This window comes from Luteimonas deserti, assembly GCF_013425765.1.
Taxonomy (GTDB): Bacteria; Pseudomonadota; Gammaproteobacteria; order Xanthomonadales; family Xanthomonadaceae; genus Luteimonas; species Luteimonas deserti.
In genome coordinates, this window is sequence record NZ_JACCJZ010000017.1 from 456115 (window position 1) to 480704 (window position 24590).

The 24590-nt window shown below is 69.0% G+C and carries 19 protein-coding genes; 16 read left to right on the plus strand and 3 right to left on the minus strand.

Annotated elements, in window-relative coordinates; all coding sequences use genetic code 11:
- The first annotated feature begins 8 nt into the window (after positions 1-8).
- From grpE to H0E82_RS11295, 11 genes are all read left to right on the plus strand, one after another.
- Positions 9-551 carry a nucleotide exchange factor GrpE gene (grpE, locus tag H0E82_RS11245; protein ID WP_180545531.1) on the plus strand — a complete coding sequence of 181 codons (543 nt, stop codon included), beginning with the start codon at positions 9-11 and terminating at the stop codon, positions 549-551.
- A 123-nt stretch (positions 552-674) separates the two neighbouring features.
- Positions 675-2594, plus strand: coding sequence for a molecular chaperone DnaK (gene dnaK / locus H0E82_RS11250; RefSeq protein ID WP_180545532.1), 1920 nt, complete (start codon positions 675-677; stop codon positions 2592-2594).
- A 112-nt stretch (positions 2595-2706) separates the two neighbouring features.
- A complete protein-coding gene (dnaJ, locus tag H0E82_RS11255) occupies positions 2707-3840 on the plus strand; it encodes a molecular chaperone DnaJ (RefSeq protein WP_180545533.1) in 1134 nt (377 codons plus the stop codon).
- 801 nt (positions 3841-4641) lie between these two features.
- The gene (gene dapB / locus H0E82_RS11260; RefSeq protein WP_425600339.1) at positions 4642-5364 is read left to right on the plus strand and encodes a 4-hydroxy-tetrahydrodipicolinate reductase; all 723 of its coding nucleotides are present in this window, start codon (positions 4642-4644) and stop codon (positions 5362-5364) included.
- Positions 5365-5494: 130 nt separating this feature from the next.
- Positions 5495-6619 (plus strand): glutamine-hydrolyzing carbamoyl-phosphate synthase small subunit, encoded by a 1125-nt coding sequence (gene carA / locus H0E82_RS11265; protein ID WP_180545535.1) that lies wholly within the window; start codon positions 5495-5497, stop codon positions 6617-6619.
- Positions 6616-7311 carry a hypothetical protein gene (locus H0E82_RS11270; protein ID WP_180545536.1) on the plus strand — a complete coding sequence of 232 codons (696 nt, stop codon included), beginning with the start codon at positions 6616-6618 and terminating at the stop codon, positions 7309-7311. The genes carA and H0E82_RS11270 overlap by 4 nt, the downstream gene beginning before the upstream one ends.
- 117 nt (positions 7312-7428) lie before the next feature.
- Positions 7429-10695, plus strand: a complete 3267-nt coding sequence (gene carB, locus H0E82_RS11275; RefSeq protein ID WP_180545537.1) for a carbamoyl-phosphate synthase large subunit — start codon at positions 7429-7431, stop codon at positions 10693-10695.
- A gap of 13 nt (positions 10696-10708) precedes the next feature.
- Entirely contained in the window at positions 10709-11185 is a 477-nt protein-coding gene (gene greA / locus H0E82_RS11280) for a transcription elongation factor GreA (RefSeq protein WP_180545538.1), read from the plus strand.
- A gap of 4 nt (positions 11186-11189) precedes the next feature.
- On the plus strand, positions 11190-12155 hold the full coding sequence (locus H0E82_RS11285; RefSeq protein WP_180545539.1) for a phosphoglycerate mutase: 966 nt from the start codon (positions 11190-11192) through the stop codon (positions 12153-12155).
- Positions 12152-13897 carry a single-stranded-DNA-specific exonuclease RecJ gene (gene recJ, locus H0E82_RS11290; RefSeq protein ID WP_328797015.1) on the plus strand — a complete coding sequence of 582 codons (1746 nt, stop codon included), beginning with the start codon at positions 12152-12154 and terminating at the stop codon, positions 13895-13897. Before H0E82_RS11285 ends, recJ begins: the two co-directional genes overlap by 4 nt.
- A gap of 80 nt (positions 13898-13977) precedes the next feature.
- Positions 13978-15303 (plus strand): ABC transporter substrate-binding protein, encoded by a 1326-nt coding sequence (locus tag H0E82_RS11295; protein WP_180545540.1) that lies wholly within the window; start codon positions 13978-13980, stop codon positions 15301-15303.
- A 14-nt stretch (positions 15304-15317) separates the two neighbouring features.
- Here H0E82_RS11295 and H0E82_RS11300 read toward each other — a convergent pair whose 3' ends face one another.
- Together H0E82_RS11300 and H0E82_RS11305 are read right to left on the minus strand one after the other, a co-directional pair.
- Positions 15318-15665: a nucleotidyl cyclase domain-containing protein gene (locus H0E82_RS11300; protein ID WP_180545541.1), complete on the minus strand. Its 348-nt coding sequence runs from the start codon at positions 15663-15665 to the stop codon at positions 15318-15320.
- Positions 15641-16753: a GGDEF domain-containing protein gene (locus tag H0E82_RS11305; RefSeq protein ID WP_180545542.1), complete on the minus strand. Its 1113-nt coding sequence runs from the start codon at positions 16751-16753 to the stop codon at positions 15641-15643. The genes H0E82_RS11300 and H0E82_RS11305 overlap by 25 nt, the downstream gene beginning before the upstream one ends.
- 113 nt (positions 16754-16866) lie before the next feature.
- On the opposite strand from H0E82_RS11305, the gene H0E82_RS11310 reads away from it, so the two are divergent.
- From H0E82_RS11310 to H0E82_RS11330, 5 genes are all read left to right on the plus strand, one after another.
- The gene (locus H0E82_RS11310; RefSeq protein ID WP_180545543.1) at positions 16867-17361 is read left to right on the plus strand and encodes a hypothetical protein; all 495 of its coding nucleotides are present in this window, start codon (positions 16867-16869) and stop codon (positions 17359-17361) included.
- Positions 17362-17391: 30 nt separating this feature from the next.
- Positions 17392-18520 (plus strand): peptide chain release factor 2 gene (prfB, locus tag H0E82_RS11315; RefSeq protein WP_180545544.1). Its coding sequence is split into 2 segments (ribosomal slippage): positions 17392-17466 and positions 17468-18520, totalling 1128 coding nucleotides; the frame shifts between segments, so codons are not numbered across the junction.
- A gap of 91 nt (positions 18521-18611) precedes the next feature.
- Positions 18612-20132: a lysine--tRNA ligase gene (gene lysS / locus H0E82_RS11320; protein ID WP_180545545.1), complete on the plus strand. Its 1521-nt coding sequence runs from the start codon at positions 18612-18614 to the stop codon at positions 20130-20132.
- Between the two features lie 165 nt (positions 20133-20297).
- Complete coding sequence (locus tag H0E82_RS11325) at positions 20298-21353, plus strand: response regulator (protein WP_180545546.1); 1056 nt, start codon at positions 20298-20300, stop codon at positions 21351-21353.
- Between the two features lie 10 nt (positions 21354-21363).
- On the plus strand, positions 21364-23535 hold the full coding sequence (locus tag H0E82_RS11330) for an ATP-binding protein (RefSeq protein WP_180545547.1): 2172 nt from the start codon (positions 21364-21366) through the stop codon (positions 23533-23535).
- A 9-nt stretch (positions 23536-23544) separates the two neighbouring features.
- On the opposite strand, the gene H0E82_RS11335 is transcribed toward H0E82_RS11330, so the two are convergent.
- Positions 23545-24429, minus strand: a complete 885-nt coding sequence (locus H0E82_RS11335) for a crotonase/enoyl-CoA hydratase family protein (RefSeq protein ID WP_180545548.1) — start codon at positions 24427-24429, stop codon at positions 23545-23547.
- Between the last annotated feature and the right edge of the window lie 161 nt (positions 24430-24590).

The following is a 24590-nucleotide window of genomic DNA, read 5'->3' on the forward strand; positions in this document are numbered from 1 at the left end:
AACCCGATATGACCCAGGAACAGCACGAGTCCACGCCCTCCAACCCCGACCCGGCCGAGGGCGCGCCGGATGCGGCCAGCGACAGCGTCGAGGCGCAGCTGGCCGAGCAGATCGAGCTGCTGAAAGCGGAAGTCGAGCAGGCGCGCGCCCAGGGCCTGCTCGAACGCGCCGATCTCGAGAACCAGCGCAAGCGTCTCGCGCGCGAGATCGAATCCGCGCGACGCTTCGCCAACGAGCGGCTGCTGTCGGCGCTGGTGCCGGTGTTCGATGCGTTGGAAGCGGGACTCGCCAACGCCTCCGATGCCGACCCGCTGCGCGCGGGCATGGAGCTCACCCTGCGCGAGCTGGCGCGCGCCACCGAGGCCAACGGCCTGTCGACGCTGGCGCCCGCGCCCGGCGACCCGTTCAACCCCGAGCATCACCAGGCGATGAGCATCGTCGAGGTGCCGGGCGTGCCGCCGGGTGCGGTGGCCCAGGTGTTCCAGAAGGGCTACCTGCTCAACGAACGCCTGCTGCGCCCGGCGATGGTGGCCGTGGCCAAAGCCGACTGAGCGGCGACGGGCCCACCCGTTCCGATGCGCGACGCCGCTTGAACGCTGTGTTGCGTGTCCCCAGATCACGGACATCGACGGCCCACGCCGTCCCCTGAACAACATTCCAGAGGAAACACTGCAATGGCAAAGATCATCGGCATCGATCTGGGCACGACCAATTCGTGCGTGGCGATCATGGACGGCGGCAAGGCCAAGGTCATCGAGAACAGCGAGGGCGATCGCACCACGCCGTCGGTCGTCGCCTACACCAAGGACGGCGAGGTGCTGGTGGGCGCGTCGGCCAAGCGCCAGGCCGTGACCAATCCGCACAACACCTTCTTCGCGGTCAAGCGCCTGATCGGCCGCAAGTTCAAGGATGGCGAGGTCCAGAAGGACATCGGCCTGGTGCCGTACAAGATCCTCGAGCACGACAACGGCGACGCCTGGGTGTCCACCAGTGACGGCAGGAAGCTCTCGGCGCAGGAAGTCTCGGCGCGCATCCTCGAGAAGATGAAGAAGACCGCCGAGGACTACCTGGGCGAGAAGGTCACCGAAGCCGTGATCACGGTGCCTGCGTACTTCAACGATTCCCAGCGCCAGGCGACCAAGGACGCCGGCCGCATCGCGGGTCTGGATGTGAAGCGCATCATCAACGAGCCGACCGCGGCCGCGCTGGCCTACGGTCTCGACAAGTCCGGCGGCGACCGCAAGATCGCGGTGTACGACCTCGGCGGCGGCACCTTCGACGTGTCGATCATCGAGATCGCGGAAGTCGACGGCGAGAAGCAGTTCGAGGTGCTGGCCACCAATGGCGACACCTTCCTCGGCGGCGAAGACTTCGACGCCCGCGTCATCGACTACCTCGTCGAGGAGTTCAACAAGGACCAGGGCATCGACCTGCGCAAGGATCCGTTGGCGCTGCAGCGTCTGAAGGACGCCGCCGAGCGCGCGAAGATTGAGCTCTCGTCTTCGCAGCAGACCGAGGTGAACCTGCCGTACGTCACCGCCGACGCCTCGGGCCCGAAGCACCTCAACATCAAGCTCACGCGCGCCAAGCTCGAGGCGCTGGTCGAGGACCTGATCAAGAAGTCGATCGAACCCTGCCGCATCGCACTCAACGACGCCGGCCTGCGTGCATCGGACATCAACGAGGTGATCCTCGTCGGTGGCCAGACCCGCATGCCCAAGGTGCAGGCGGCAGTGGCCGAGTTCTTCGGCAAGGAACCGCGCAAGGACGTGAATCCCGACGAGGCGGTCGCCATCGGCGCGGCGGTCCAGGGCGGCGTGCTGGCCGGTGACGTCAAGGACGTGCTGCTGCTCGACGTGACCCCGCTGAGCCTCGGCATCGAGACCCTGGGCGGCGTGTTCACCAAGATCATCGAGAAGAACACCACGATTCCGACCAAGGCCTCGCAGACGTTCTCCACCGCCGACGACAACCAGTCGGCCGTGACCGTGCACGTGCTGCAGGGTGAGCGCGAGCAGGCCCGCTTCAACAAGTCGCTGGCCCGCTTCGACCTCACCGGCATCGACCCGGCCCCGCGTGGCATGCCGCAGGTGGAAGTGTCCTTCGACATCGATGCCAACGGCATCCTGCACGTCTCGGCCAAGGACAAGAAGACCGGCAAGGAGCAGAAGGTCGAGATCAAGGCCGGCTCGGGCCTGTCGGACGAGGAGATCCAGCGGATGGTCTCCGATGCCGAGGCGCATCGCGAGGAGGACAAGAAGTTCCAGGAGCTGGTCGGCGCGCGCAACCAGGCCGATGCGCTGGTGCACAGCACGCGCAGCGCGATCAAGGACAATGGCGACAAGCTGCCCGGCGACCTGATCGGCAATGCCGAGGCGGCGATCGCCGACGTCGAGACCGCGATGAAGGGCGACGACAAGGCGCAGATCGAGGCCAAGTCGAAGAAGCTCGAGGAAGTCGCCCAGCAGCTGTTCGCGGCGGCGGCCGGCGCGCAGGGCGGTGGCGATGCAGGTGGCCAGTCCGAGGCGCCCGCATCCGACGACGTGGTGGACGCGGAGTTCACCGAGGTCAAGGATGACGGCAAGACGCCGTAATCGTCTTCAGGCAGGCGTGTGAGGAAGAAGCGGAGTCTCGACTCCGCTTTTTCCGTCGCGGTGCGCCGGCGCGCGGTTTCGAATCACCTGATGGATCACGATTGACGGCCCTATGAGCAAACGCGATTACTACGAAGTGCTGGGCGTCACCCGCAGCGCCACCGAGGACGAGCTGAAGAAGGCGTACCGGCGTTGCGCGATGAAGCACCACCCCGACCGCAATCCGGGGGACGCGGCTGCCGAGGCTGCGTTCAAGGAGTGCAAGGAGGCCTACGAGGTCCTCTCGGACGGTGGCAAGCGCCGCATGTACGACCAGCACGGGCATGCGGCGTTCGAGCACGGCATGGGCGGCGGCAATGCCGGACCCGGGTTCGGCGGCGCCGACATGGGTGACATCTTCGGCGACATCTTCGGCAACATCTTCGGCGGGGGAGCGCGCGGCGGCAGTCGCCGGGGTGCCGACGTCGGGTATGTGATGGAGCTGGACCTCGAGGAGGCGGTGGCCGGCGTCGAGAAGCGCATCGAGCTGCCCACGCTCGCGCTGTGCGACGAATGCGACGGCAGCGGGTCGGAGGACGGCAAGCGCGAAACCTGCGCCACCTGCGCCGGACGCGGTCAGGTGCGCATGCAGCGCGGCATCTTCACGATGCAGCAGACCTGTCCGCACTGCGCAGGGCAGGGCCAGATCATCGCCCATCCCTGCTCGCGCTGCCGCGGCGCCGGACGCGTCGAGGACGAGAAGGTGCTGTCGGTGAAGATTCCGGCAGGCGTGGACTCCGGCGACCGGATCCGGCTGTCGGGCGAGGGCGAAGCCGGCCCGGCGGGCTCGCCACCGGGTGACTTGTTCGTCGAGGTCCGCGTGCGGCCGCACGACATCTTCCAGCGTGACGGCGACGATCTGCACTGCGAGGTGCCCGTGCGGATTTCGCAGGCCGCCCTCGGGTCGACGGTGCGCGTGCCCACCCTCGGCGGCGAGGCGGAGATCCGTGTACCGGCGGAAACCCAGACCGGCAAGGTGTTCCGTTTGCGCGACAAGGGCGTCAAGTCGGTGCGCAGCCGCGCGCCGGGCGACCTGTACTGCAAGGTCGTGGTGGAAACGCCGGTCAACCTGACCGCCGAGCAGCGCGATCTGCTGGAGCGGTTCGAAGGTACGTTCACCAGCGACAATGCGCGACGTCATTCACCGCGCTCGAGTACCTTCATCGACGGGGTGAAAGGGTTCTGGGACCGTATGACCTCGTCCTGATCCCTCCCGTCATGTGGTGATCGCTCGATGCCCGGTGCTTGCCGGGCATCGTCGTTTTCCGGCTCATGGTCGGAGGACCGGCGTCGCGGGCTAGGCCGGTGCGGGCCCTGGCGAGGTGTCGATAAGCGTGTGGATAAATGCGCCAAGTGGCCGCGACCGCTCGAATTCCCGAGCGTGACCGGCGTCTCGTCCTCATCCTGCGCGTCCCGTCGGCCGACCTGGACTCATGCAGCGGACGGCTGGCGTCGGATCGCGTGGTGACGCGGTTGCCGAGGCACATCCGGGCTGCCGTGCTTGACGCGGGCCGATCGGAGGGCTAGCGACTCCGCTGTCCACACCCGGTGTGGATGGGCCGTTGACAAAGGTGTGGATAAGCGGCGGCAACCGCGTCGAGACGCCCCTCGGTCGAGCCGGTGAAAATTTGGCCAACCTGCCGTCCGGGCCTGGACGCCGGGCTTGCGCCGCGCAGGCCGCCGTGCCTTACCCGCCGCCGGAGCGCGTTGCGGAGTCGGGCGCAACGTCGTCAGCCACGCCTTGCGCACCGCGGCCTGATCTCCTCGCGCCCGTCCTGGGCGATTCCCTGCGAGCCGCTTCGGGCGAGCCGTGCGGTCCGGGCCGGCGGCCGCACTCCGGATGCGACCCGGACTGCAGACACGTCGGCGCCGCCCGGAGGCCCGCGGCGGATCGCTTCGCACCGGCCGGTCGATCGCGGGCGCATCCGCGCCGCTAGAATGCCGGCATGATCTCGACGCAAACGTTTCCATCCTGTCGTCCCGCCTGCGCGGTGGTGTCGTGACGCCCGTGCGTATCCTCGTGCACGGCGCATCCGGGCGCATGGGCCAGGCCCTGCTGCGCCTCGCGCGCGCACGTTCCGACCTGGAGGTCGTTGCAGCGGTCGCCGGCAGCGCACCGCGCCAGCGCGTCGTGGACGGCGTCCCGCATTTCGCGGCCTCCGAGCTCGGCGGCGTGCCCACCTTCGACGTCGCGGTCGACTTCAGCCTTCCCGACGGGTTGCGCCCGGTCCTCGCTGTGTGCGAGCGGCGCGGGGCGGCGTTCGTGTCCGGCACGACCGGCCTGTCCGATGACCAGTGCGAAGCGCTCGATACGGCGGCGACGCGGATCCCGCTGGTGTGGGCATCCAACTTCAGCCTCGGCGTGGCCGTGCTGCAGGATCTGGTGCGGCGCGCGGCGGGCCTGTTGCCGGGCTGGGATTGCGACATCGTCGAATCCCACCACACGCGCAAGGTCGATGCGCCCTCCGGAACCGCGCTGACCCTCGGGGAGGCGGCGGCGGAGCAGGGTGCGCATCCCCGTTACGCGTCGCTACGTGCAGGCGATATCGTCGGCGAACACCTCGTCCAGTTCACCACCCGGGGCGAACGCATCGAGCTGATCCATCGGGCCGGCGACCGCGACATTTTTGCCGCAGGCGCCCTGCATGTGGCCCAGCGCCTGGCCGGACGCGCCCCGCGCCGCTACCAGGTGGCCGATCTGCTGGCCGCCACCGAGGCGCCTTTGCCCTGAACCGTGCGCGCGTGACGCTGGCGCAGCGCAGGCCGCGCCGGTACAATTCTCGCTCGCCTGAACCCCAAACCTCCGGACCGGTTTCCACCGTTCTGGCGGTTTCCTGCAACCTGACGTAGGCGAAGACCTCGTGACCGAAACCGCAATCCTCGTCCTTGAAGACGGCACCGTATTCGAGGGCGTCTCCGTGGGCGCGACCGGCCTGTCGGTCGGCGAAGTGGTGTTCAACACCGCGATGACCGGCTACCAGGAAGTGCTGACCGATCCGTCGTATGCGCGGCAGCTGGTGACGCTGACCTATCCGCACATCGGCAACACCGGCTGCACCGACCAGGACGACGAAGCATCGAAGGTCTGGGCGTCGGGCCTGATCGTGCGCAACGTGCCGCGCCGTCCGAGCAGCTGGCGCAGCCGGGTGTCGCTGCAGGACTGGTTGCGTACGCGCGGCATCGTCGCGATCTCCGAGATCGACACCCGCAAGCTGACGCGCCTGCTGCGCGACCGCGGCTCGATGAACGGCGCAGTGATGGCCGGCGACATCGACGTCGATGCCGCGCTCGAGGCCGCACGCAAGTTCCCCGGCCTCAAGGGCATGGACCTCGCGAAGGTGGTCAGCACCCCCGACCGCTATACCTGGACCGACGGCCAGCTCGACCTCGACGCCAACGCCTTCGTGCAGGCGGCGCCGAAGTTCAAGGTCGTCGCCTACGATTTCGGCGTGAAGCACAACATCCTGCGCATGCTGGCCGAGCGCGGTTGCGAACTGACCGTGGTCCCGGCGCAGACGCCGGCCGCCGAGGTGCTGCAGATGCAGCCCGACGGCGTGTTCCTCGCCAACGGTCCCGGAGATCCCGCGCCCTGCGACTACGCGATCGACGCCATCCGCGGGTTCATCGACGCCAAGATTCCGACCTTCGGCATCTGCCTCGGACATCAGCTGCTGGCACTGGCCGCCGGCGCGCAGACAGTGAAGATGCCGCACGGCCATCACGGCGCCAATCATCCGGTGCAGGATCTCGATTCGGGTCAGGTGTTGATCACCTCGCAGAACCACGGGTTCGCGGTCGACGAGAGTACGTTGCCTGCCAACGTTCGCGTCACGCACCGGTCGCTGTTCGATGGCAGCAACCAGGGCATCGAGCTGATCGATGCCCCCGCGTTCTCGTTCCAGGGCCATCCGGAAGCGAGTCCCGGTCCGCACGACGTCGCGCCGCTGTTCGACCGCTTCGTCGCGTCGCTCGGACGCGCGGCGTGAGCCGATGGTTGCTGGCGCTCGTCGCGTGTCTGGCGGGCGTATTCGCGGCCGGCAGCGCAGGCGCGCAACCACAGGTGGACACGGCGGATCCGCGCCTCTCGCGCATGACGGAGCTGGTCAACCGGACGCTGAAGATCGACGTGATGCTCGAGACCGTAGCGCGTGTGGATCCGCGCTGGCCGTTCCAGGCGCATCCTGATCTCGTCACTGAAGCTCAGTTGGGCTGCGTTCGGCGCGAGATGGGCAGTGATCGCCTCGGACGCCAGGTGGACGAGCGCGTCCGCACGTACGCGCGCCGCCACGCGGCACGCATGGATGACGACATGCAGATGCTCGAGAGCGACGGCGCCGCGTTGTTCGCTCGGCTGATGGTGGCGGGACTCGCCTCGCAGGCGCCGGAGATCGAGGGGCCTGCGATCGAAACGGTGATCGCCGATGCATCGCCGGCTGCGTTCGCCACGATGTACAAGCTCTTCAACGATGTGCAGTACGGCCCGCTGCGGGAACTGCTCGGCATGCCTGCCCAGACCACGGATTTCAGCAACGCCGAGGCCGCGGGCCAGGCGTTGGGTGCTTCGTTCCTGATCCCGATGCTGATGGACGCGTTCGCGGTGTGCGAGGTTCCGATGTCCGTTCTCAACAGCGCCGGCAAGGCCAACGACGCAGGCAAGAAGGCGGCTGCTGCACCGTGAGCGCCGCGCGCCGACCCCGTCCGCGGGGTCGCGTTCGGCGACGTGATACCTGTTCGAATTTCTGACTGATCGACCGCGTGCGATCGCCTCCACGCAGCACTGACGCAAGAGAAGACCATGCCCAAGCGTTCCGACATCAAGACCATCCTGATCATCGGCGCCGGTCCGATCGTGATCGGCCAGGCCTGCGAGTTCGACTATTCCGGGGCCCAGGCCTGCAAGGCGCTGCGCGAGGAGGGGTTCCGTGTGGTGCTGGTCAACAGCAATCCGGCGACGATCATGACCGACCCGGAGACCGCGGACGCGGTCTACATCGAGCCGATCAACTGGCAGACGGTCGAGAAGATCATCGCCAAGGAAAAGCCCGACGCGCTGCTGCCGACGATGGGTGGCCAGACCGCGCTCAACTGCGCGCTCGACCTCGCCGACCACGGCGTGCTCGAGAAGTACGGCGTCGAGCTGATCGGTGCCAAGCGCGAAGCCATCCGCATGGCCGAGGATCGCGAGCTGTTCCGCGTGGCGATGGGCGAGATCGGCCTGGAGTGCCCACGCGCCGAAGTGGCGCACACGCTCGAGGAAGCGCTCGACATCCAGACCCGCGTCGGCTATCCGACGATCATCCGCCCGAGCTTCACCCTGGGCGGCAGCGGGGGCGGCATCGCCTACAACCGCGAAGAACTGATCGAGATCGTCGGCCGCGGCCTCGAGCTGTCGCCGACGACGGAAGTGCTGGTCGAGGAATCGGTGCTCGGCTGGAAGGAGTTCGAGATGGAAGTGGTCCGCGACACCGCGGACAACTGCATCATCGTCTGTTCGATCGAGAACCTCGATCCGATGGGCGTGCACACCGGCGACTCGATCACCGTGGCGCCGGCGCAGACGCTGACCGACAAGGAATACCAGCGCCTGCGCAATGCATCGGTCGCGGTGCTGCGCAAGATCGGCGTCGACACCGGCGGCTCCAACGTGCAGTTCGGCATCAACCCGAAGGACGGCCGCGTGGTCGTCATCGAGATGAATCCGCGCGTGTCGCGTTCGTCCGCGCTGGCTTCCAAGGCCACGGGATTCCCGATCGCCAAGGTCGCGGCCAAGCTCGCGGTCGGCTACACGCTCGACGAGCTCAGGAACGAGATCACCGGCGGCAAGACCCCGGCTTCGTTCGAGCCGTCGATCGACTACGTGGTCACCAAGATACCGCGCTTCGCGTTCGAGAAGTTCCCGCAGGCCGATGCCCGCCTAACCACGCAGATGAAGTCCGTCGGCGAAGTCATGGCGATGGGCCGCACCTTCCAGGAATCGATGCAGAAGGCGCTGCGTGGTCTGGAAACGGGCAAGGTCGGCTTCGATCCCACCGGTCTTGATCTCGCCGACGAAGACGACATGGCCACGCTGCGCCGTGAGGTGCGCGAACCGGGTCCCGAGCGGCTGTTCTATCTGGCTGACGCTTTCCGTGCAGGCCTGTCGGTCGACGAGGTCTATGCGCTGTCGTACGTGGATCACTGGTTCCTCGACCAGATCGAGGAAGTGATCGCGACCGAGGCCGAAGTCACGGCGGCCGGTATCGACGCGCTCGACGAGAAGCGCCTGCGCGCGCTCAAGCGCATGGGCTTCTCCGATGCGCGCCTGGCGCAGCTGCTCGGCACCGACGAGCAGGCGGTGCGTGCGCTGCGCCGCGCGTTCGGCGTGCGCCCGGTGTACAAGCGCGTCGACTCCTGCGCGGCCGAGTTCGCCACCGATACCGCCTATCTGTACTCGACCTACGAGGACGAGTGCGAGGCGCAGCCGACCGGGCGCGACAAGATCATGGTGCTCGGCGGCGGCCCCAACCGCATCGGCCAGGGCATCGAGTTCGACTACTGCTGCGTGCACGCGGCGCTCGCCCTGCGCGAGGACGGGTACGAGACCATCATGGTCAACTGCAACCCGGAAACCGTGTCCACCGACTACGACACCTCCGACCGCCTGTACTTCGAACCGCTCACCCTCGAGGACGTGCTGGAGATCGTCGAGATCGAGAAGCCCAAGGGTGTGATCGTGCAGTACGGTGGCCAGACCCCGCTCAAGCTCGCGCGTGCGCTGGAAGCCAACGGCGTGCCGATCATCGGCACCTCGCCGGAGTCGATCGATCTGGCCGAAGACCGCGAGCGTTTCCAGAAGCTGGTCGACGAACTGGGCCTCAAGCAGCCGCCGAACCGCACCGCACGCAATCCCGAAGAAGCGCTGGTGCTGGCGCGCGAGATCGGCTATCCGCTGGTCGTGCGTCCGAGCTATGTGCTCGGTGGTCGCGCGATGGAAGTGGTGCATGCCGACAGCGACCTCGCGCGCTACATGCGCGATGCGGTGAAGGTGTCGAACGATTCGCCGGTGCTGCTCGACCGCTTCCTCGACAACGCCGTGGAAGTGGACATCGATGTCATCGCGGACAAGGACGGCAACGTGCTGATCGGCGGCGTCATGGAGCACATCGAGGAAGCCGGCGTGCACTCGGGCGATTCCTCGTGCTCGCTGCCGCCGTATTCGCTGTCGGCGGACGTGCAGGCGCGGCTGCGCGAGCAGGTCGTCGCACTGGCGCGCAAGCTGAAAGTCATCGGTCTGATGAACACGCAGTTCGCGGTGCAGACCGACGACGACGGCAACGAGACGATCTTCCTGCTGGAAGTGAATCCGCGCGCCTCGCGCACGGTGCCGTTCGTGTCCAAGGCGATCGGCATGCCGCTGGCGAAGATCGCGGCGCGCTGCATGGCCGGCAGGACCCTGGCCGAGCAGGGTGCGACCACCGAGATCGTGCCGCCGTACTATTCGGTCAAGGAAGCGATCTTTCCGTTCGCGAAGTTCCAGGGCGTCGATCCCATCCTCGGGCCGGAAATGCGCTCGACCGGCGAGGTCATGGGGGTGGGCAGCAGCTTCGGCGCCGCGTTCGCACGCGCGCAGGAGGCGGCGAGCATCAAGACGCCGCCGACCACCGGCAAGGTGTTCGTATCGGTGCGCGATCCGGACAAGAAGCGCGTGCTGCCGGTCGCTCGCGACCTGGTCGAGCGGGGCTATACCATCGTGGCGACCGCGGGCACGGCGAAGTGGCTTCGCGAGCACGACATCGCCTGCGAGCAGATCAACAAGGTGATCGAAGGCCGCCCGCACGTCGTCGACCTGATCAAGAACGGTGAACTCGCGTACATCGTCAACACGACCGAGGGCAAGCAGGCGATCGCCGACTCGTTCTCGATCCGCCGCGAGGCCCTGCAGCACCGTGTGACGTACTCGACCACCGTTGCCGGCGCCAAGGCCCTGCTGCATTCTCTGGAGTTCCGCGGCACCGGCCCGGTCTGGGCATTGCAGGAACTCCACGCGCAGCTCGAGGGCGGCGCGGCGACCACCACCCTTTGACGGAAAGCCCGCCATGCGCGCACCCATGACCCTGCGCGGCGCCCAGCGCCTGCGCGAAGAACTCGAAGAACTCAAATCCGTGAAGCGTCCGGCGGTGATCGAAGCGATCGCCGAGGCGCGCGCGCACGGCGATCTGAAGGAAAACGCCGAGTACCACGCCGCGCGCGAGCAGCAGAGCTTCATCGAAGGCCGCATCAAGCAGCTCGAAGGCGAGCTGTCGCATGCCGACCTGATCGACGTCGCCAAGCTCAACGCCGGCGACAAGGTGGTCTTCGGCGCGACGGTGGTGATCGCCGACACCGAGACCGACGAGGAGAAGCGTTACCAGATCGTCGGCGACCTCGAGGCGGACATCAAACAGGGCCTGATTGCCATCTCGTCGCCCGTGGCACGGGCGATGATCGGCAAGCACGAGGGCGACAGCATCAGCATCGAGGCGCCCGGCGGCACCCGCGAGTACGACATCGTCAGCGTCGAGTACCTCGGCTGAGCCGATGACCCGGGCGACGTTCCTGCTGCCGGCGCCGGCGCGGTTCGGCGCGCAGCGCTGGTCGGAAACCATGCTCCGCGCCCTTGCGCGCGCAGACCGCAGGCCCGCGGGCGAGGCGGGGCGGCGGGCTCAGCTGCTGCGCCACGCCGCATTGCCGCCTGGCCGCTGGCCGCTGGCGGCGTTGTCGCGGCGTCTGGATGCCACCGATGCCGACGCGCCGGGCACTGCCTGGCTGCGGGCCGATCCGGCCTGGCTGCGCCCCGACATCAACGGTGTCAGGCTGATGGCACACGGCGAGGGCCTGGGGCTGACTGCCGACGACGTCACCGCGCTTTTGCCCGCGCTGCGCCCGGTCTTCGGCGATGCAGGCTTCATGCTCGATGCACCGCATCCTGCGCGGTGGTACCTGCAGGTGCCTGCCGGCACGCCTCTGCCGGCTTTCCACGACCCGTCCGAAGCACTGGGCACCGACCTCGCGGATCTCGGCGATGCCGACACGCCCGGCCCGGAGGCGCGTCGCTGGCGGGCGCTCGCCAACGAGGCCCAGATCGTCCTGCACCAGCATCCGTGGAACGCGGGACGACAGGCTGCCGGCCGGCCGCCGGTGAACACGTTGTGGTTCTGGGGGGGCGGCGCGGCACCCGGGGTCGCGAGCGCGGCGCATCGATGGCCGCCGCGGGTCTTCAGCGACGATCCCGTCTGCGTCGCGCTGGCCGCGGCCGCGGTGCGTCCGCAGGCCCTGCCGGACGCGTGGCCCGGACCGGGCGAGGGCGACGCGCTGTTCGACCTCAGCGCGCTGCGCGATCTGCGGGCTTTGCTCCAGGCCTGGCTGCACCCGGCGCTGGACGCGCTGGATGCAGGGGCGTTGACCACGCTCGCGCTCGACGACGAGACGGGCGGCCTGCGCGAACTGCGCCGCTGGCACCGCTGGCGCATCTGGCGCCGGCCTGCAGCCGGCGGACCTTCGTGAACGCAGCGCCGCGCATCCGTCGACGCGAGGCCGCGGTCGGCACGCAATGGCCGGACGACATGCCGCCGCTGCTGCGCCGGATCTATGCCGCACGCGGCGCACACGACATCGACGCGGCGTGCCCGCGTCTGAGCGGCCTGCTGCCGCCCGACGGCCTGTCCAACATCGACGTCGCGACCCGGCTGCTGGCCGACGCCATCGAGCGCGACGCGCGGATCCTCGTCGTGGGCGATTTCGATTGCGACGGGGCCACCGCATGCGCCGTGGCGGTGCGCGGACTGCGCATGCTCGGCGCCCGCGACGTGGTCCATGCGGTTCCTCATCGCATCGCGCACGGCTACGGGCTGTCGCCTGCGCTGGTGGCGTCGCTGGCGCCGTTGCAGCCCGCGCTGCTGGTGACGGTGGATCACGGTATCGCCTGCCACGCCGGGGTGGCCGCGGCCAAGGCGCTCGGCTGGCAGGTGCTGGTGACCGATCACCATCTGCCGGGACCCCGCCTGCCGCCTGCCGATGCGATCGTCAATCCGAACCTGCCGGACGACGCCTTCCCGAGCAAGGCGCTGGCCGGCGTCGGCGTGATGTTCTACGTGCTGCTGGCACTGCGTGCCCGGCTGCGCGCTGCGGGGAGGTTCGACGGCGCCGCGCCCGATCTGGGCACGCTGCTGGACCTGGTGGCCGTGGGCACGGTGGCCGACCTGGTGCCGCTGGATGCGAACAACCGGGCGCTCGTCGCGGCCGGCCTGCGCCGCCTGCGCGCGGGGCAGGGCTGCGCCGGCCTGCGCGCACTGGCCGAGGTGTCGGGGCGTGAGGCCGCCCGGCTCACCGCCGGCGACATCGGCTTCGCGATCGGACCGCGACTCAATGCCGCCGGCCGTCTCGAGGACATGGCCATCGGCATCGAGTGCCTGGTGTGCGACGACCCGCGCCAGGCCGGTGAACTCGCGCGCATGCTGCACGAGATCAACGCCGAGCGGCGCGCCGTACAGCAGTCGATGCTCGACGATGCGCAGACGGCACTGGGCCGGCTTCCGTCGGTCGAGCCGGTGGCGGTCGGCGTCTGCCTGCACGATCCCGACTGGCATCCAGGCGTGGTTGGCCTGGTCGCCTCGAAGATGAAGGATGCGCTGCACCGCCCGGTCGTCGCGTTCGCCCCGGCTGCGCCGGACAGTCCGCAATTGCGCGGCTCGGCGCGCTCGATCCCCGGGCTGCACATCCGCGACGTCCTCGCCGCGGTCGACAGCCGCCATCCGGGGCTGATCGAGCGGTTCGGCGGTCACGCGATGGCGGCGGGCCTCACCCTCGCGCGGACCGACCTCGCGGCGTTCGAAGCGGCGTTCCGCGCGCAGGTGGAGGCCATGCTGGACCCGGCCTTGCTGCGCGCCGAAATCGTGACCGATGGCGCGCTGGCGGCCCACGAATTCGACTTCGTCCACGCGGCCCAGCTGCGTGACGCCGGCCCCTGGGGCCAGGCGTTTCCGGAGCCCGTGTTCGATGGCGAATTCGCCGTGGTCGACTGGCGCATCGTCGGCACCCGGCATCTCAAGCTCACGCTGCGCATGGACGGGGATCCGCGGCCGTTGTCGGCGATCCATTTCGGCGGCTGGCGCGACGTGGCGCCAGCCGCGCGCGAGCATCTCGTCTACCGCCTTGCGCCCGACGACTACAGGGGCGGCGATGCGGTCCAGCTCGTGGTGGAGTACCGCGAGGCACGTCCGGCCGCTGGCGCCGATGGGAAAGTGTGAATGGGGGTGACAGAATGGAGGCGCCCCGCGCAGCGGACCATCCACGCGCTCGCGCTTCCTGCCTACCAAGGAGTTCTGTCGTGCCCAACGTCTCTCCGCTAGTCCTGGCGCTCGCACTGGCGATCGCGCCGGTCGCTGCCTCCGAACGTCCGACGCCCCTGGGCATCGATGCCGCGAGCCGCGGCGAGATCACCAGCCGCTCGGCCATCAACTACCGCGACGGCTCGCGCAGCCAGCTGCATACGCTCGATCTGCGCAAAGGCCAGGTGGTGTCGATCGCACTGGAGGGTCCGCTGCGCGGACGCCTGACCGCGTTCCACGGCGACGACCTCGTGGCATCGTCGGGCGAGGGCGCCCGCGCTTCGAGCCTGGTCGTACGCGCGGCACAGGCGGGCCGCCACACCATCGCGGTCAGCGGCATCGACGCCAGCGCGTTCGGTCCCTACTCGGTGCGCGTGTCCACCGTGGAGGCCTACGACGGCCAGCCGCTGATGGCCGGTGCATCGATCAGCGACTGGACGAGCGGCCCGCGGCCGCTGAGCCTGCGCATCGACGAGGCCGGCGTCTACACCATCGACATGCTGTCGGACGATTTCGACGCGGTGCTCAAGCTCGACGGGCCCGGCGTCTCGCTGAGCAACGACGACGGCGGCGAAGGCACCAATGCCCGGATCAGCGCGCGCCTCGCGCCCGGCACCTACACGTTGACCGCGGACGGCTACGGCGGCGAGCGCGTCTCCGGTCTCTACCGGCTGCAGGTCAACGCCCGTGCAACCCCGGATGCGCCCATGCGCGACGGGGGCCCGATCGCCGCAGGCGAGACGGTCAACGGCCTGCACGACGGTGCGGCCCACAGCTACACCTTCACGCTGCCGGCGCGGCGTCTGGTGCGCATCGACCTGCGCAGTGACGAGATCGATCCGCTGCTGCGGCTTTCGGGCACCGGAGTGGAGATCACCGACGACGACGGCGGCGACGGGCTGCATGCGCGCATCGCGACCCTGCTCGACGCGGGCGAGTACACGGTGCGCGCCGAAGCGGCGGCGCCCGGCGCCGGCTTCTACACGCTGTCGCTGGCCGCGGACGAGGCACCTGCGGACGTCGGCGGCGGTGCGCTCGCGGCCGGCCGTCCGGTCGATGCGACGCTGATGCCCGGCATGACCGATCGCTGGAGCCTCAACGTGCGCAGCGCCGGCCAGTACACCATCGACATGCGCTCCGGCGATCTCGACAGCCACCTGCGCCTGCTCCGCGGCGCCGAGGTGCTCGCGAGCGACGACGACGGTGGCGACAATCTGGACTCGCGCATCGTGCAGCGACTGGAGCCGGGCCAGTACACGGTCGAGGCCACGGCGGTGGGCGGCAGCGAGACCGGGCGCTATCGCATCGCGTTCGAACGTCGCTGAGAGAGCGGCCCCGGTCAGCCGGGGCGGACGACGTCCACGCCGGTGGCGGCTGCGGGCGGGGATGCCGTGGTCGCCTCACGGCGTTCGCGGCGCTGCCATTCCACCGGCGTGCGACTGGCGATGACCCGGGCCGCGCCGGTGGCGATGGTGGTCGCCGGCGCCTGCAACAGATCCCGGATCACGTCCGCTGATGGCGTGGCGTCGAACCACAGGCCGGTCCACGCATCCCGGCCGCCGCGCTTGGACGCATAGAGCGCGCGGTCGGCCAAGTCGATCGCGGCGCGCCAGCCATCGCGCCCGCGGCCGTCCGGCCGGCATGCGAAGCCGATCGAGATGGTCAGCGCGACGGTCGTCTCGCCCACCGCCACCGGGCGTCCCCGGCGATCTCCCGGCGCAGCCGCTCGGCGATCGCTGCGGCACTTTCCGCATCCAGCGCACGTGCCACGATGAGGAATTCCTCACCGCCCCAGCGCGCCACCAGGTCGCCCGGACGGCAGACCTGCTGGAAGCGCCGGGCGATCTCGACCAGGATGGCGTCGCCGACGCCATGGCCATGGCGGTCGTTGCTGCGTTTGAAGTGGTCGATATCGACCAGGAAGGCGACGTGGCGGCGCGCGATCGCCGCCGGCGGAGGAAAGGTCTCCATCGCTGCGGTCGCTGCGCGACGGTTGAGCAGGCCGGTGAGGCTGTCGATCGTACTGAGTCGCCGCAGGCGCCGGCTGATCCGACGCTGGTACAGCGCGAAGGCCGAGGCCAGCGCGACCAGCAGCAGCAGCCCGATGGCGCCGGCCGTGCGCAGGGTCTGCGCATGACGCGCCTGCAGCGCGTCGATCCGCTGCGTCTCGCGCAGACGCTGCAGCTCCTCTGCGCTGCGCCCGTCCTCGAGCCGGGCCTGCAACCCCGCCAACGCGTCGAGGTTCTGCATGCGCACCGCCTCGCGTTCTTCCCGGTGGAGTTGCTCGAGCGCGGCGAGGGCGGCATCGAGCCGTCCGCCCGCCCGCAGAGCCTCCACCCGGGCGCGGAGACCGTCGCGCCGCTCGCGCTGGAATCCGCTGCCGCCGACAAGTGCGATCGCGGCGTCGGCATGTGTCAGGGCGTCCTGCGTGCGTCCGGCCGCCAGCGCGAGGCTGGACAGGCGGAGCCGGGTGATCGCGGCGCCGGACGGATCGTCGATGCGCTGGGCCTCGGCGAGCGCGGCGAGCCGAGGCATGGCATCGGGGCCGCCGTCGAGCGCGGCGAACTCGGCCGCGATGCGGCGCCCCAGCAGGGACTCCGCCTGGGGTTCGAGCGCGGCGGCAGCCCGGAACTGCGCGCGGGCGCGGTCCGGCTCGCCCTGGCGCAGCGCGTTGAGTCCGCGGTTGTAGTGGAGCAGCGGATCCGCCAGCCCGTGCCGATCGGCGATGCCCTGCGCCTGGGCGTAGGTACGCTCGGCCAGTGCATAGGCATCCATCTGTTCGCTGTGGATGCTGCGACATTGGTCAGCATCTTGACCTGGGCGAGGTCCGCGTCGCCGGCCTTGGCGGCCTCGAAGGCCCTGCGGTAGAGATCGAGTGCCCTCGGCACGTGACCACTCGCGTGCAGCGCCGCGCCGGCGTTGGAGAGGGCACGCAGCTCGAAGTCGGGTGGACGTGGCGCTTCGCGCAGCAGGGCCTCGATCCGGTCGACCGTGGCCACCACGTCGTCGCTCCGTCCGACCAGCGCCTCGGCACGGGCCAGGCAGCTCAACAGCTTGATGGCATCGTCGGACGCGAGCTCCGGCGTTTCCAGGACGCTGCGTGCGAGTTCGACGGCATCGGCCGGGCTGCGGTCGCGCAGCACGAAGCACTGGTCGATCCGTTCGGCAATGTCAGACACCGGCGCGTCGGTATCCGACGCGTCGGCGGAAAGCGCCGCACCTGCGAGCCAGGCCGACAGGAGAATGGCCAGAGCGGGGCGTTCGCGGCCTTTGATCATGGTCCAGCACACCTCGGCCCGTCGCCGTTACGAGCTGCAGAGTCTAGCGGCGCCACGGTCCGGCAGCGACGGCGCCCCGCCGACGGCGGTCGGACGGCCTGCTAGAATCCGCGGTTTTCCGCCGGATCCGATTCCATGATCGAGCTCAATCCCGTGCGCCAGCGCATCGTCGACCTCAAGGGTCGGCTGGATGCGCTGAGGGGGTATCTTTGACTACGACGCCCGACGCGAGCGTCTGGAGGAAGTCGAGCGCGAACTCGAGGACCCGAATGTCTGGAACGACCCGGAGCGCGCGCAGGCCCTCGGCCGCGAGCGTTCGATGCTCGACAAGACCGTCAACGGCATCCGCAATCTGACCGAAGGCCTGGACGGCGCCACCGAACTTCTGGAACTGGCCGAGTCCGAGCAGGACGAGGACACGGCGCAGGCGGTCGTCGACGACGTCGATGGCTATGCCACCGAGGTGGACAAGCTGGAATTCCAGCGGATGTTCTCCGGCGAACTCGATTCCGCGAACTGCTTCGTGGACATCCAGGCCGGCGCCGGCGGTACCGAGGCCCAGGACTGGGCCGAGATGATGCTGCGCATGTATCTGCGCTGGGCCGAGAACCGCGGCTGGAAGACCGAGCTGATGGAAGTCTCCGGTGGTGAAGTCGCGGGCATCAAGTCGGCGACGGTGCGTGTGGAAGGCGAGTTCGCCTACGGCTGGCTGAAGACCGAGATCGGCGTGCACCGTCTGGTGCGCAAGTCGCCGTTCGACTCCGACAACCGCCGGCACACGAGCTTCACCAGTGTGTTCGTCTCGCCGGAAGTCGACGACAACATCGAGATCGACATCAACCCGGCCGATCTGCGCACCGACGTGTACCGCTCGTCCGGCGCGGGTGGGCAGCACGTCAACAAGACGGAGTCGGCGGTGCGCATCACGCATATCCCGACCAATACCGTGGTCGCATGCCAGACCGGCCGCAGCCAGCATGCCAACCGCGACACCGCGATGAAGATGCTGGCCGCCAAGCTCTACGAGCTGGAAGTGCAGAAGCGCAACGCGGAGAAAGACGCGCTGGAGGCCACCAAGTCCGACATCGGCTGGGGCAGCCAGATCCGCAACTACGTGCTCGACCAGAGCCGGATCAAGGACCTGCGCACGGGCGTGGAGCGAAGTGACACGCAGAAGGTGCTCGACGGCGATCTCGACGAGTTCGTCGAAGCCAGCCTGAAATCGGGTCTGGCGGCGGGCTCCAAGCGTACCGACGCGGTCTGATCGATCCATCCTGCCGGCGCGTCGCGTCGGCCCTGCGTGGCCGGCAAGCCGGTCGCGCGTGATTCCTTTTCGCTTACCGACGAACCTCACCATGACCGACGCCCCCGCACCGCACACGCCTGCCGACGAGAACGTCCTGATCGCCGAGCGTCGGGCCAAATTGAGCGCGTTGCGCGGGCAGGGCGTGGCGTTTCCGAACGATTTCCGGCGCCGCGACGAGGCGGGCGCGCTGCAGGCCTCGCACGGCGACGCCGAGCGCTGGACCGGCGAGGCGCTGGAGGCCGAGGGCGTGCAGGTGGCGGTGGCGGGCCGTCTGATGGCCAAGCGGATCATGGGCAAGGCCGCGTTCGCAACGGTGCAGGACGTCAGCGGCCGCATCCAGCTGTTCCTGCAGTCGGCCACGCTCGGCGAACGCTACGACGCGTTCAAGGGCTGGGACGTCGGCGACATCGTCGCGGCCGAAGGCACGCTGATGCGCACCAAGACCGGTGAGCTGTCGGTCAAGGCGTCGTCGCTGCGCCTGCTGACCAAGTCGCTGCGCCCGTTGCCCGACAAGTGGCACGGCCTGAGCGACGTGGAGCAACGCTATCGCCAGCGCTACGTCGACCTGATCGTCTCGCCCGATGCACGGGCGGTCTTCGTCAAGCGCTCGAAGATCATCCGCGCCATCCGTCAGTGGCTCGACACCCGCGACTTCCTCGAGGTCGAGACGCCGATGATGCATTACATCGCCGGCGGCGCCGCTGCCAAGCCGTTCGCCACGCACCACAACGCGCTGGATCTCGACCTGTTCCTGCGCGTCGCGCCCGAGCTCTACCTCAAGCGCCTGGTCGTCGGCGGCTTCGAGCGCGTCTACGAGATCAACCGCAACTTCCGCAACGAGGGCGTGTCGACCCGGCACAACCCCGAGTTCACGATGCTCGAACTCTACGAGGCCTACGTGGCCTACGAAGAGGTCATGGATCTCACCGAAGCGCTGATCCGCGACGTCGCGATGCAGGCGGTCGGAACCACCACGCTTGAGTGGGACGGCAACGCGATCGACGTCGGCCCGGCGTTCCGGCGCTGGAAGCTCGAAGAAGCGGTGCGCGAACTCAACCCCGAGATCACCGTCGCCGACTGCCGGGACCGTGACGCGCTGGCCGCGCATTGCGCGCGGCTGGGCGTGCACGTCAAGGCCGGCTACGGCTGGGGCAAGCTGCTGCTGGAGATTTTCGAAAAGACCGTCGAGACCGGCCTGATCCAGCCGACCTTCATCACCCATTACCCGGTCGAGGTCTCGCCGCTGGCCCGCGAGTCCGACAGCGAGGTGGGCATCACCGACCGCTTCGAGCTGTTCATCGGCGGCAAGGAGATCGCCAACGGCTTCTCCGAGCTCAACGATCCCGAGGACCAGGCCGCGCGCTTCCGTGCCCAGGTCGACGCGCGCGAGGGTGGCGACGACGAGGCGATGCACTTCGATGCCGACTACATCCGCGCGCTCGAGGTCGGCCTGCCGCCGACCGGCGGACTCGGCATCGGCATCGACCGCCTCGTGATGCTCCTGACCGGCTCCTCGTCGATCCGCGACGTCCTGCTGTTTCCCTATATGCGGCCCCAAGCCGAAGGCTGATCTGCCGGACCGGCGGCCGGTCGGCGGGCCCGGGCCCGTTTCTTGCATGAGGCTCGGGACGCGCCGGAACGTGACCGGCGCCGCACACGGCCGGGCGCGCACTTGCGTCCTGTCGCGATCGACCGCGATGATGCCCCCTGCCGGGGGAAGAGGAGACGCCAGGTCATGAATATCGTCATCGTCGATGACCAGACGTCCGCGCGCACGATGTTGCGGCACATCCTGGAAGACATCAGTCCCGAACTGGAAGTATTCGATTTCGGCGATCCCGAAATCGCGCTGCGCTGGTGCGACGACAACCGGCCGGACCTGTTGCTGCTCGACTATCGGATGCCGGTGGTCGACGGGCTGGAGTTCGCGCGTCGCTTCCGTCGGCCGCTGCTCCACCGGGATGTGCCCATCGTGCTGGTGACGGTGGTGGGGGACGAGCCGATCCGCCAGGCCGCGCTGGATGTCGGGGTGATCGATTTCCTGGTCAAGCCCGTGCGGCCGCGGGAACTGCGGGCACGCTGCCGCAACCTGCTGCAGCTGCGCCAGCAGTCCGAATCGGTGAAGCAGCGTGCGCTCTCGCTCGAGCAGCGGCTGTTGCGCAGCATGCACGAGGTCGAAGAGCGCGAGCGCGAGACCCTGAGCCGCCTGGCGCGTGCCATCGCCTACCGCGATGCCAGCACCAGTGCCAACCTGGAGCGGGTGGCGGCGGTGGCCGGCATGGTCGCCGACACGATGGGGCTGTTCGAGGACGAGGTGCGGATGATCGAGCTGGCCGCGCCGCTGCACGACCTCGGCAAGATCGCCATTCCCGACGCCATCCTGATGAAGCCCGGCCCGCTCACCGCCGAGGAGACGGCGGTCATGCGCCAGCACCCGCAGATCGGCTACGACCTGCTCAGCAACAGCCAGAACCGGTTCATCCAGCTCAGCGCGCTGATCGCACTGCGCCACCAGGAGCGTTACGACGGGAGCGGCTACCCGGACGGGCTCGCCGGGGAGCAGATCCCGCTGGAGGCCCGCATCGTCGCGATCGCCGACGTCTTCGACGCGTTGATGTCGCGGCGGCCCTACAAGCGCGCCTGGTCGATCGAGGAGGCCCTCGCCTACATCGGCGAGAACAGCGGGCGACATTTCGATCCGCGCTGCGTCGAGGCGATGCTCTCGAACGTCGACCGACTGCGCGAGATCTGCGCGCAGTTCAGCGGCACGCCTGCCGCGTCGCTGCAGTGACTCGGTCCGGATGAACGTCGTCGGCTGGCTGCGCGGCCGGCTGTCCGGCCGCCCGGACAGCGAACACGGCCAGGCCTCGATCCGCCTGGCGCTGCTGTTCGTGGTGCTCGTGTTCCTGCTGTGGACCGACCGCAGCGGTACGCGGCCGCCGGCCTACGAGCAGGTCATGGCGATGGTGATCGTCGGCTTCGGCGTCGGCGCCGTGCTGCTCGCCTGGATCCTCGCCCGTCCCGGCACCTCGCATCCGCGTCGGGTCGCCGGGATGCTCTCGGACTACGGGCTGATGGGCGCGGCCATGACCGTCATGGGCGGCCCGATCGGTTGGGTGTACGTGCTGATCCTGTGGGTCACGGTCGGCAACGGGCTCCGCTTCGGCAACCGCTATCTGTACGCGGCGATGACCCTGGCCGCGGTCAGCTTCGGCAGCGTGCTGGTGCTGACGCCGTACTGGCACGCCAACCTGAGCCTGGGTGTCGGCCTGCTGCTCGGCCTCGTGGCCATCCCGCTGTACCTCTCGGGGCTGCTGCGCGACCTGACCCGCGCCACCAACGAGGCCCGGCGCGCCAGCGAGGCCAAGAGCCGTTTTCTGGCCAACATGAGCCACGAGTTCCGCACGCCGCTCAACGGGCTGGCCGGTGTGTCCGAGCTGCTCGCGACCACCCGGCTCGACGGCGAGCAGCGCGAGTACCTGGCCACCATCCGGGCGTCGACTTCGAGCCTGCTGGCACTGGTCGAGGACGTGCTCGACATCTCGGCGATCGAAGCCGGCAAGCTGCGTGTCGCCGCGCACCCGTTCTCGCTGCGCGAGGTCGTCAACGCGGTGGATCTCGTGCTGCAGCCGGGCGCCCGCGCGAAACGGCTCGACTACGTATCGAGTGTGGCGGAGGACGTGCCCGACCTGCTGCTCGGCGATCCTGCGCACCTGCGCCAGGTGCTGACCAACCTGGTCGGGAATGCGGTCAAGTTCACCCGGGAAGGCTCGGTCCGCTTCGACGTGGTCACCGCATCCGCGCCCGACGGCCTTCTGCGGCTGCGTTTCACCGTGGTCGATACCGGGATCGGCATCCCGGACTCCGCCCGCGCGCGGCTGTTCGAGGCCTTCGAGCAGGCGGATACCACGCTTTCTCGGGGCTTCGGCGGGACGGGACTCGGCACCAGCATCGCCAAGCGGCTGACCGAGGCGATGGGTGGGACGATCGGATTCGAGAGTACCGAGAACGCGGGCAGCCGCTTCTGGGTGGAATTGCCGTTCGAGCGCGTGGAGGCGCTCGGCGAGACGGACCCGGATGCGACCGGGCCGCGGGAGCACGTCACGCGTATGGACACGCAGCCGGTCAACGTCATCGCCTTCAGCGATCCCTTCCTGCGCCACCGCGTCCGTGTCCGCAGCATGCGTGTGCTGATCGCAGACGACCATGCCGCGAACCGGATGGTGCTCGAGCGCTTGCTGCAGAAGGCCGGCCACAGCGTGACCAGTGTGACCGGCGCCGAGGACGTGCTCGATGTACTCGCCGGCGAAGACCACGACGCGATCGTCGTCGACCTGCATATGCCCGGCATGAGCGGGCTCGACATGCTGCGCCAGATGCGGGTGATGGAGGCAGGCGCCGCGCGGACGCCGGTGATCGTGCTCAGTGCCGACGTCACCCCCTCGTCGATCGCCAATTGCCGCAAGGCCGGCGCGTACGCCTTTCTCGCCAAGCCGGTGGTCGCCTCGCGCCTGCTCGACCTGCTGGCCGACATCGCCATGCCCGGGTCGCGGCCGATGAGCGAGGCGGATCCGGTGCCGGTGACCGCTCCGGCCCGCGACGGCGTGCTGGATACCGAAGTGCTCGACGAGCTCGGCGCGCTGGGGCTGGGCGAGGATTTCGTGGCGACCTTCGTCGTGCAATGCATGGACGATGCGCGCAGCTGTCTGGACGGAATCGAGCAGGCCGGACAGGGTGAAGACTGGCCGGCCATGCGTGACCATGCGCACGCCCTCAAGGGCGTGTCGAGCAACATGGGACTGGTGCAGCTGGCGGGAGCCAGCGGTGAAATCATGCGGCTCGCCGACTGGCAGCTGCGCCGGGAATGGCGTCAGCGGCTCGACGCACTCGCCGCGCAGTTCGACGAAGGAGGACGCGCCTTGCGCGCGCGCGGGCAGCTCATGCCCGCGCGCGACCGGGGAGGGGACTCCTGATCCGCGGGATCAGCGTGCCGCGGCACCTGCGTCCGGCATGTAGGTGCGCCGGGTCTGGGCCTTCACGATACGGTCCATCGTCCGGAGCGAACGGTCGTCGAGCGCGAGTGCCGTGTCCACCCAGACTTCGGTGATGCGCATCAGCTCGTCGAAGCCGACCGGCTGCGAGATTCCGCGTACCGCATTGAGTGCGATGTGGGCATGCGGGGCGCGCTGCTGACGACGGATCAGGTCGGCGACGGCCGCCGGGCCTTCGCCCCTGGGCACGAGCACGTCGACCACACCCATGGCGTGCATCTCTTCGGCCGTGAAGAGATTGCCCTCGAGGATGATGCGTTCGGCCAGCTGCGGGGACACACGCTTGCTCAGGAACGAGTAGGCGCCCATGCCGGGGAACAGGCCGAACAGCACCTCGGGCAGGCCCATCTGCGCGCCGGCCTCGGCCACGATGGTCTGGCAGGACAGCGCCAGCTCGAAACCGCCGCCCAGGGCGTCACCCTGGACCAGGGCGATCATGCGCACATCGCCGCCCAGCCCGGAATGGATGTGATGCACGCCGTCGACGCATTTGCGGGCGTAGGACAGCAGATGCTCGCGGTCGCCCGTGCGGATCAGCTCTGCGAACAATGCCAGATCGCCGCCCAGGTTGAAGGCGTCCGCGTCCGAGGCTACCACCACGTGCCGGAGCCGGCCCGGCTGGCGCTGCTGCTCACGCAGGGTGATCGAGTTGAGGAAGCTCCACATGTCGTCCATGAGACCCGGCCGGAAGCAGGGCCGGTCGCCCGCAGCCAGCTGGCTGTGCATGTACATCCAATGGACCTGATTGGCCGGGTCCGACTCCACACGCATGTTCGGATACGGGCGGACGCGCAGCAGCTGTTCGACGTTGTTCATGGAAATCCCCTGTAGCAGGACCCCACCGGCCGGGCACCCGGCAGGGCCCGATGAATGCAGATGCGCCCGATGGCGCTTCTATGCGCTCATCGGGCGTACAGGGCAAGGACTTCCGGGGCTCCGGGAACGACTGCGAAGCCGGTCAACGCGGATCTGGGATA

Bases quoted from the DNA above. Each gene is read 5' to 3' on its own strand.
- H0E82_RS11330 (WP_180545547.1), top strand. From the start codon at position 21,364: ATGAACGTCGTCGGCTGGCTGCGCGGCCGGCTGTCCGGCCGCCCGGAC.
- greA (WP_180545538.1), top strand. From the start codon at position 10,709: ATGCGCGCACCCATGACCCTGCGCGGCGCCCAGCGCCTGCGCGAAGAA.
- H0E82_RS11335 (WP_180545548.1), bottom strand. From the start codon at position 24,429: ATGAACAACGTCGAACAGCTGCTGCGCGTCCGCCCGTATCCGAACATG.
- H0E82_RS11305 (WP_180545542.1), bottom strand. From the start codon at position 16,753: ATGGATGCCTATGCACTGGCCGAGCGTACCTACGCCCAGGCGCAGGGC.
- dnaK (WP_180545532.1), top strand. From the start codon at position 675: ATGGCAAAGATCATCGGCATCGATCTGGGCACGACCAATTCGTGCGTG.
- dnaJ (WP_180545533.1), top strand. From the start codon at position 2,707: ATGAGCAAACGCGATTACTACGAAGTGCTGGGCGTCACCCGCAGCGCC.
- carB (WP_180545537.1), top strand. From the start codon at position 7,429: ATGCCCAAGCGTTCCGACATCAAGACCATCCTGATCATCGGCGCCGGT.
- H0E82_RS11285 (WP_180545539.1), top strand. From the start codon at position 11,190: ATGACCCGGGCGACGTTCCTGCTGCCGGCGCCGGCGCGGTTCGGCGCG.
- grpE (WP_180545531.1), top strand. From the start codon at position 9: ATGACCCAGGAACAGCACGAGTCCACGCCCTCCAACCCCGACCCGGCC.
- lysS (WP_180545545.1), top strand. From the start codon at position 18,612: ATGACCGACGCCCCCGCACCGCACACGCCTGCCGACGAGAACGTCCTG.
- H0E82_RS11325 (WP_180545546.1), top strand. From the start codon at position 20,298: ATGAATATCGTCATCGTCGATGACCAGACGTCCGCGCGCACGATGTTG.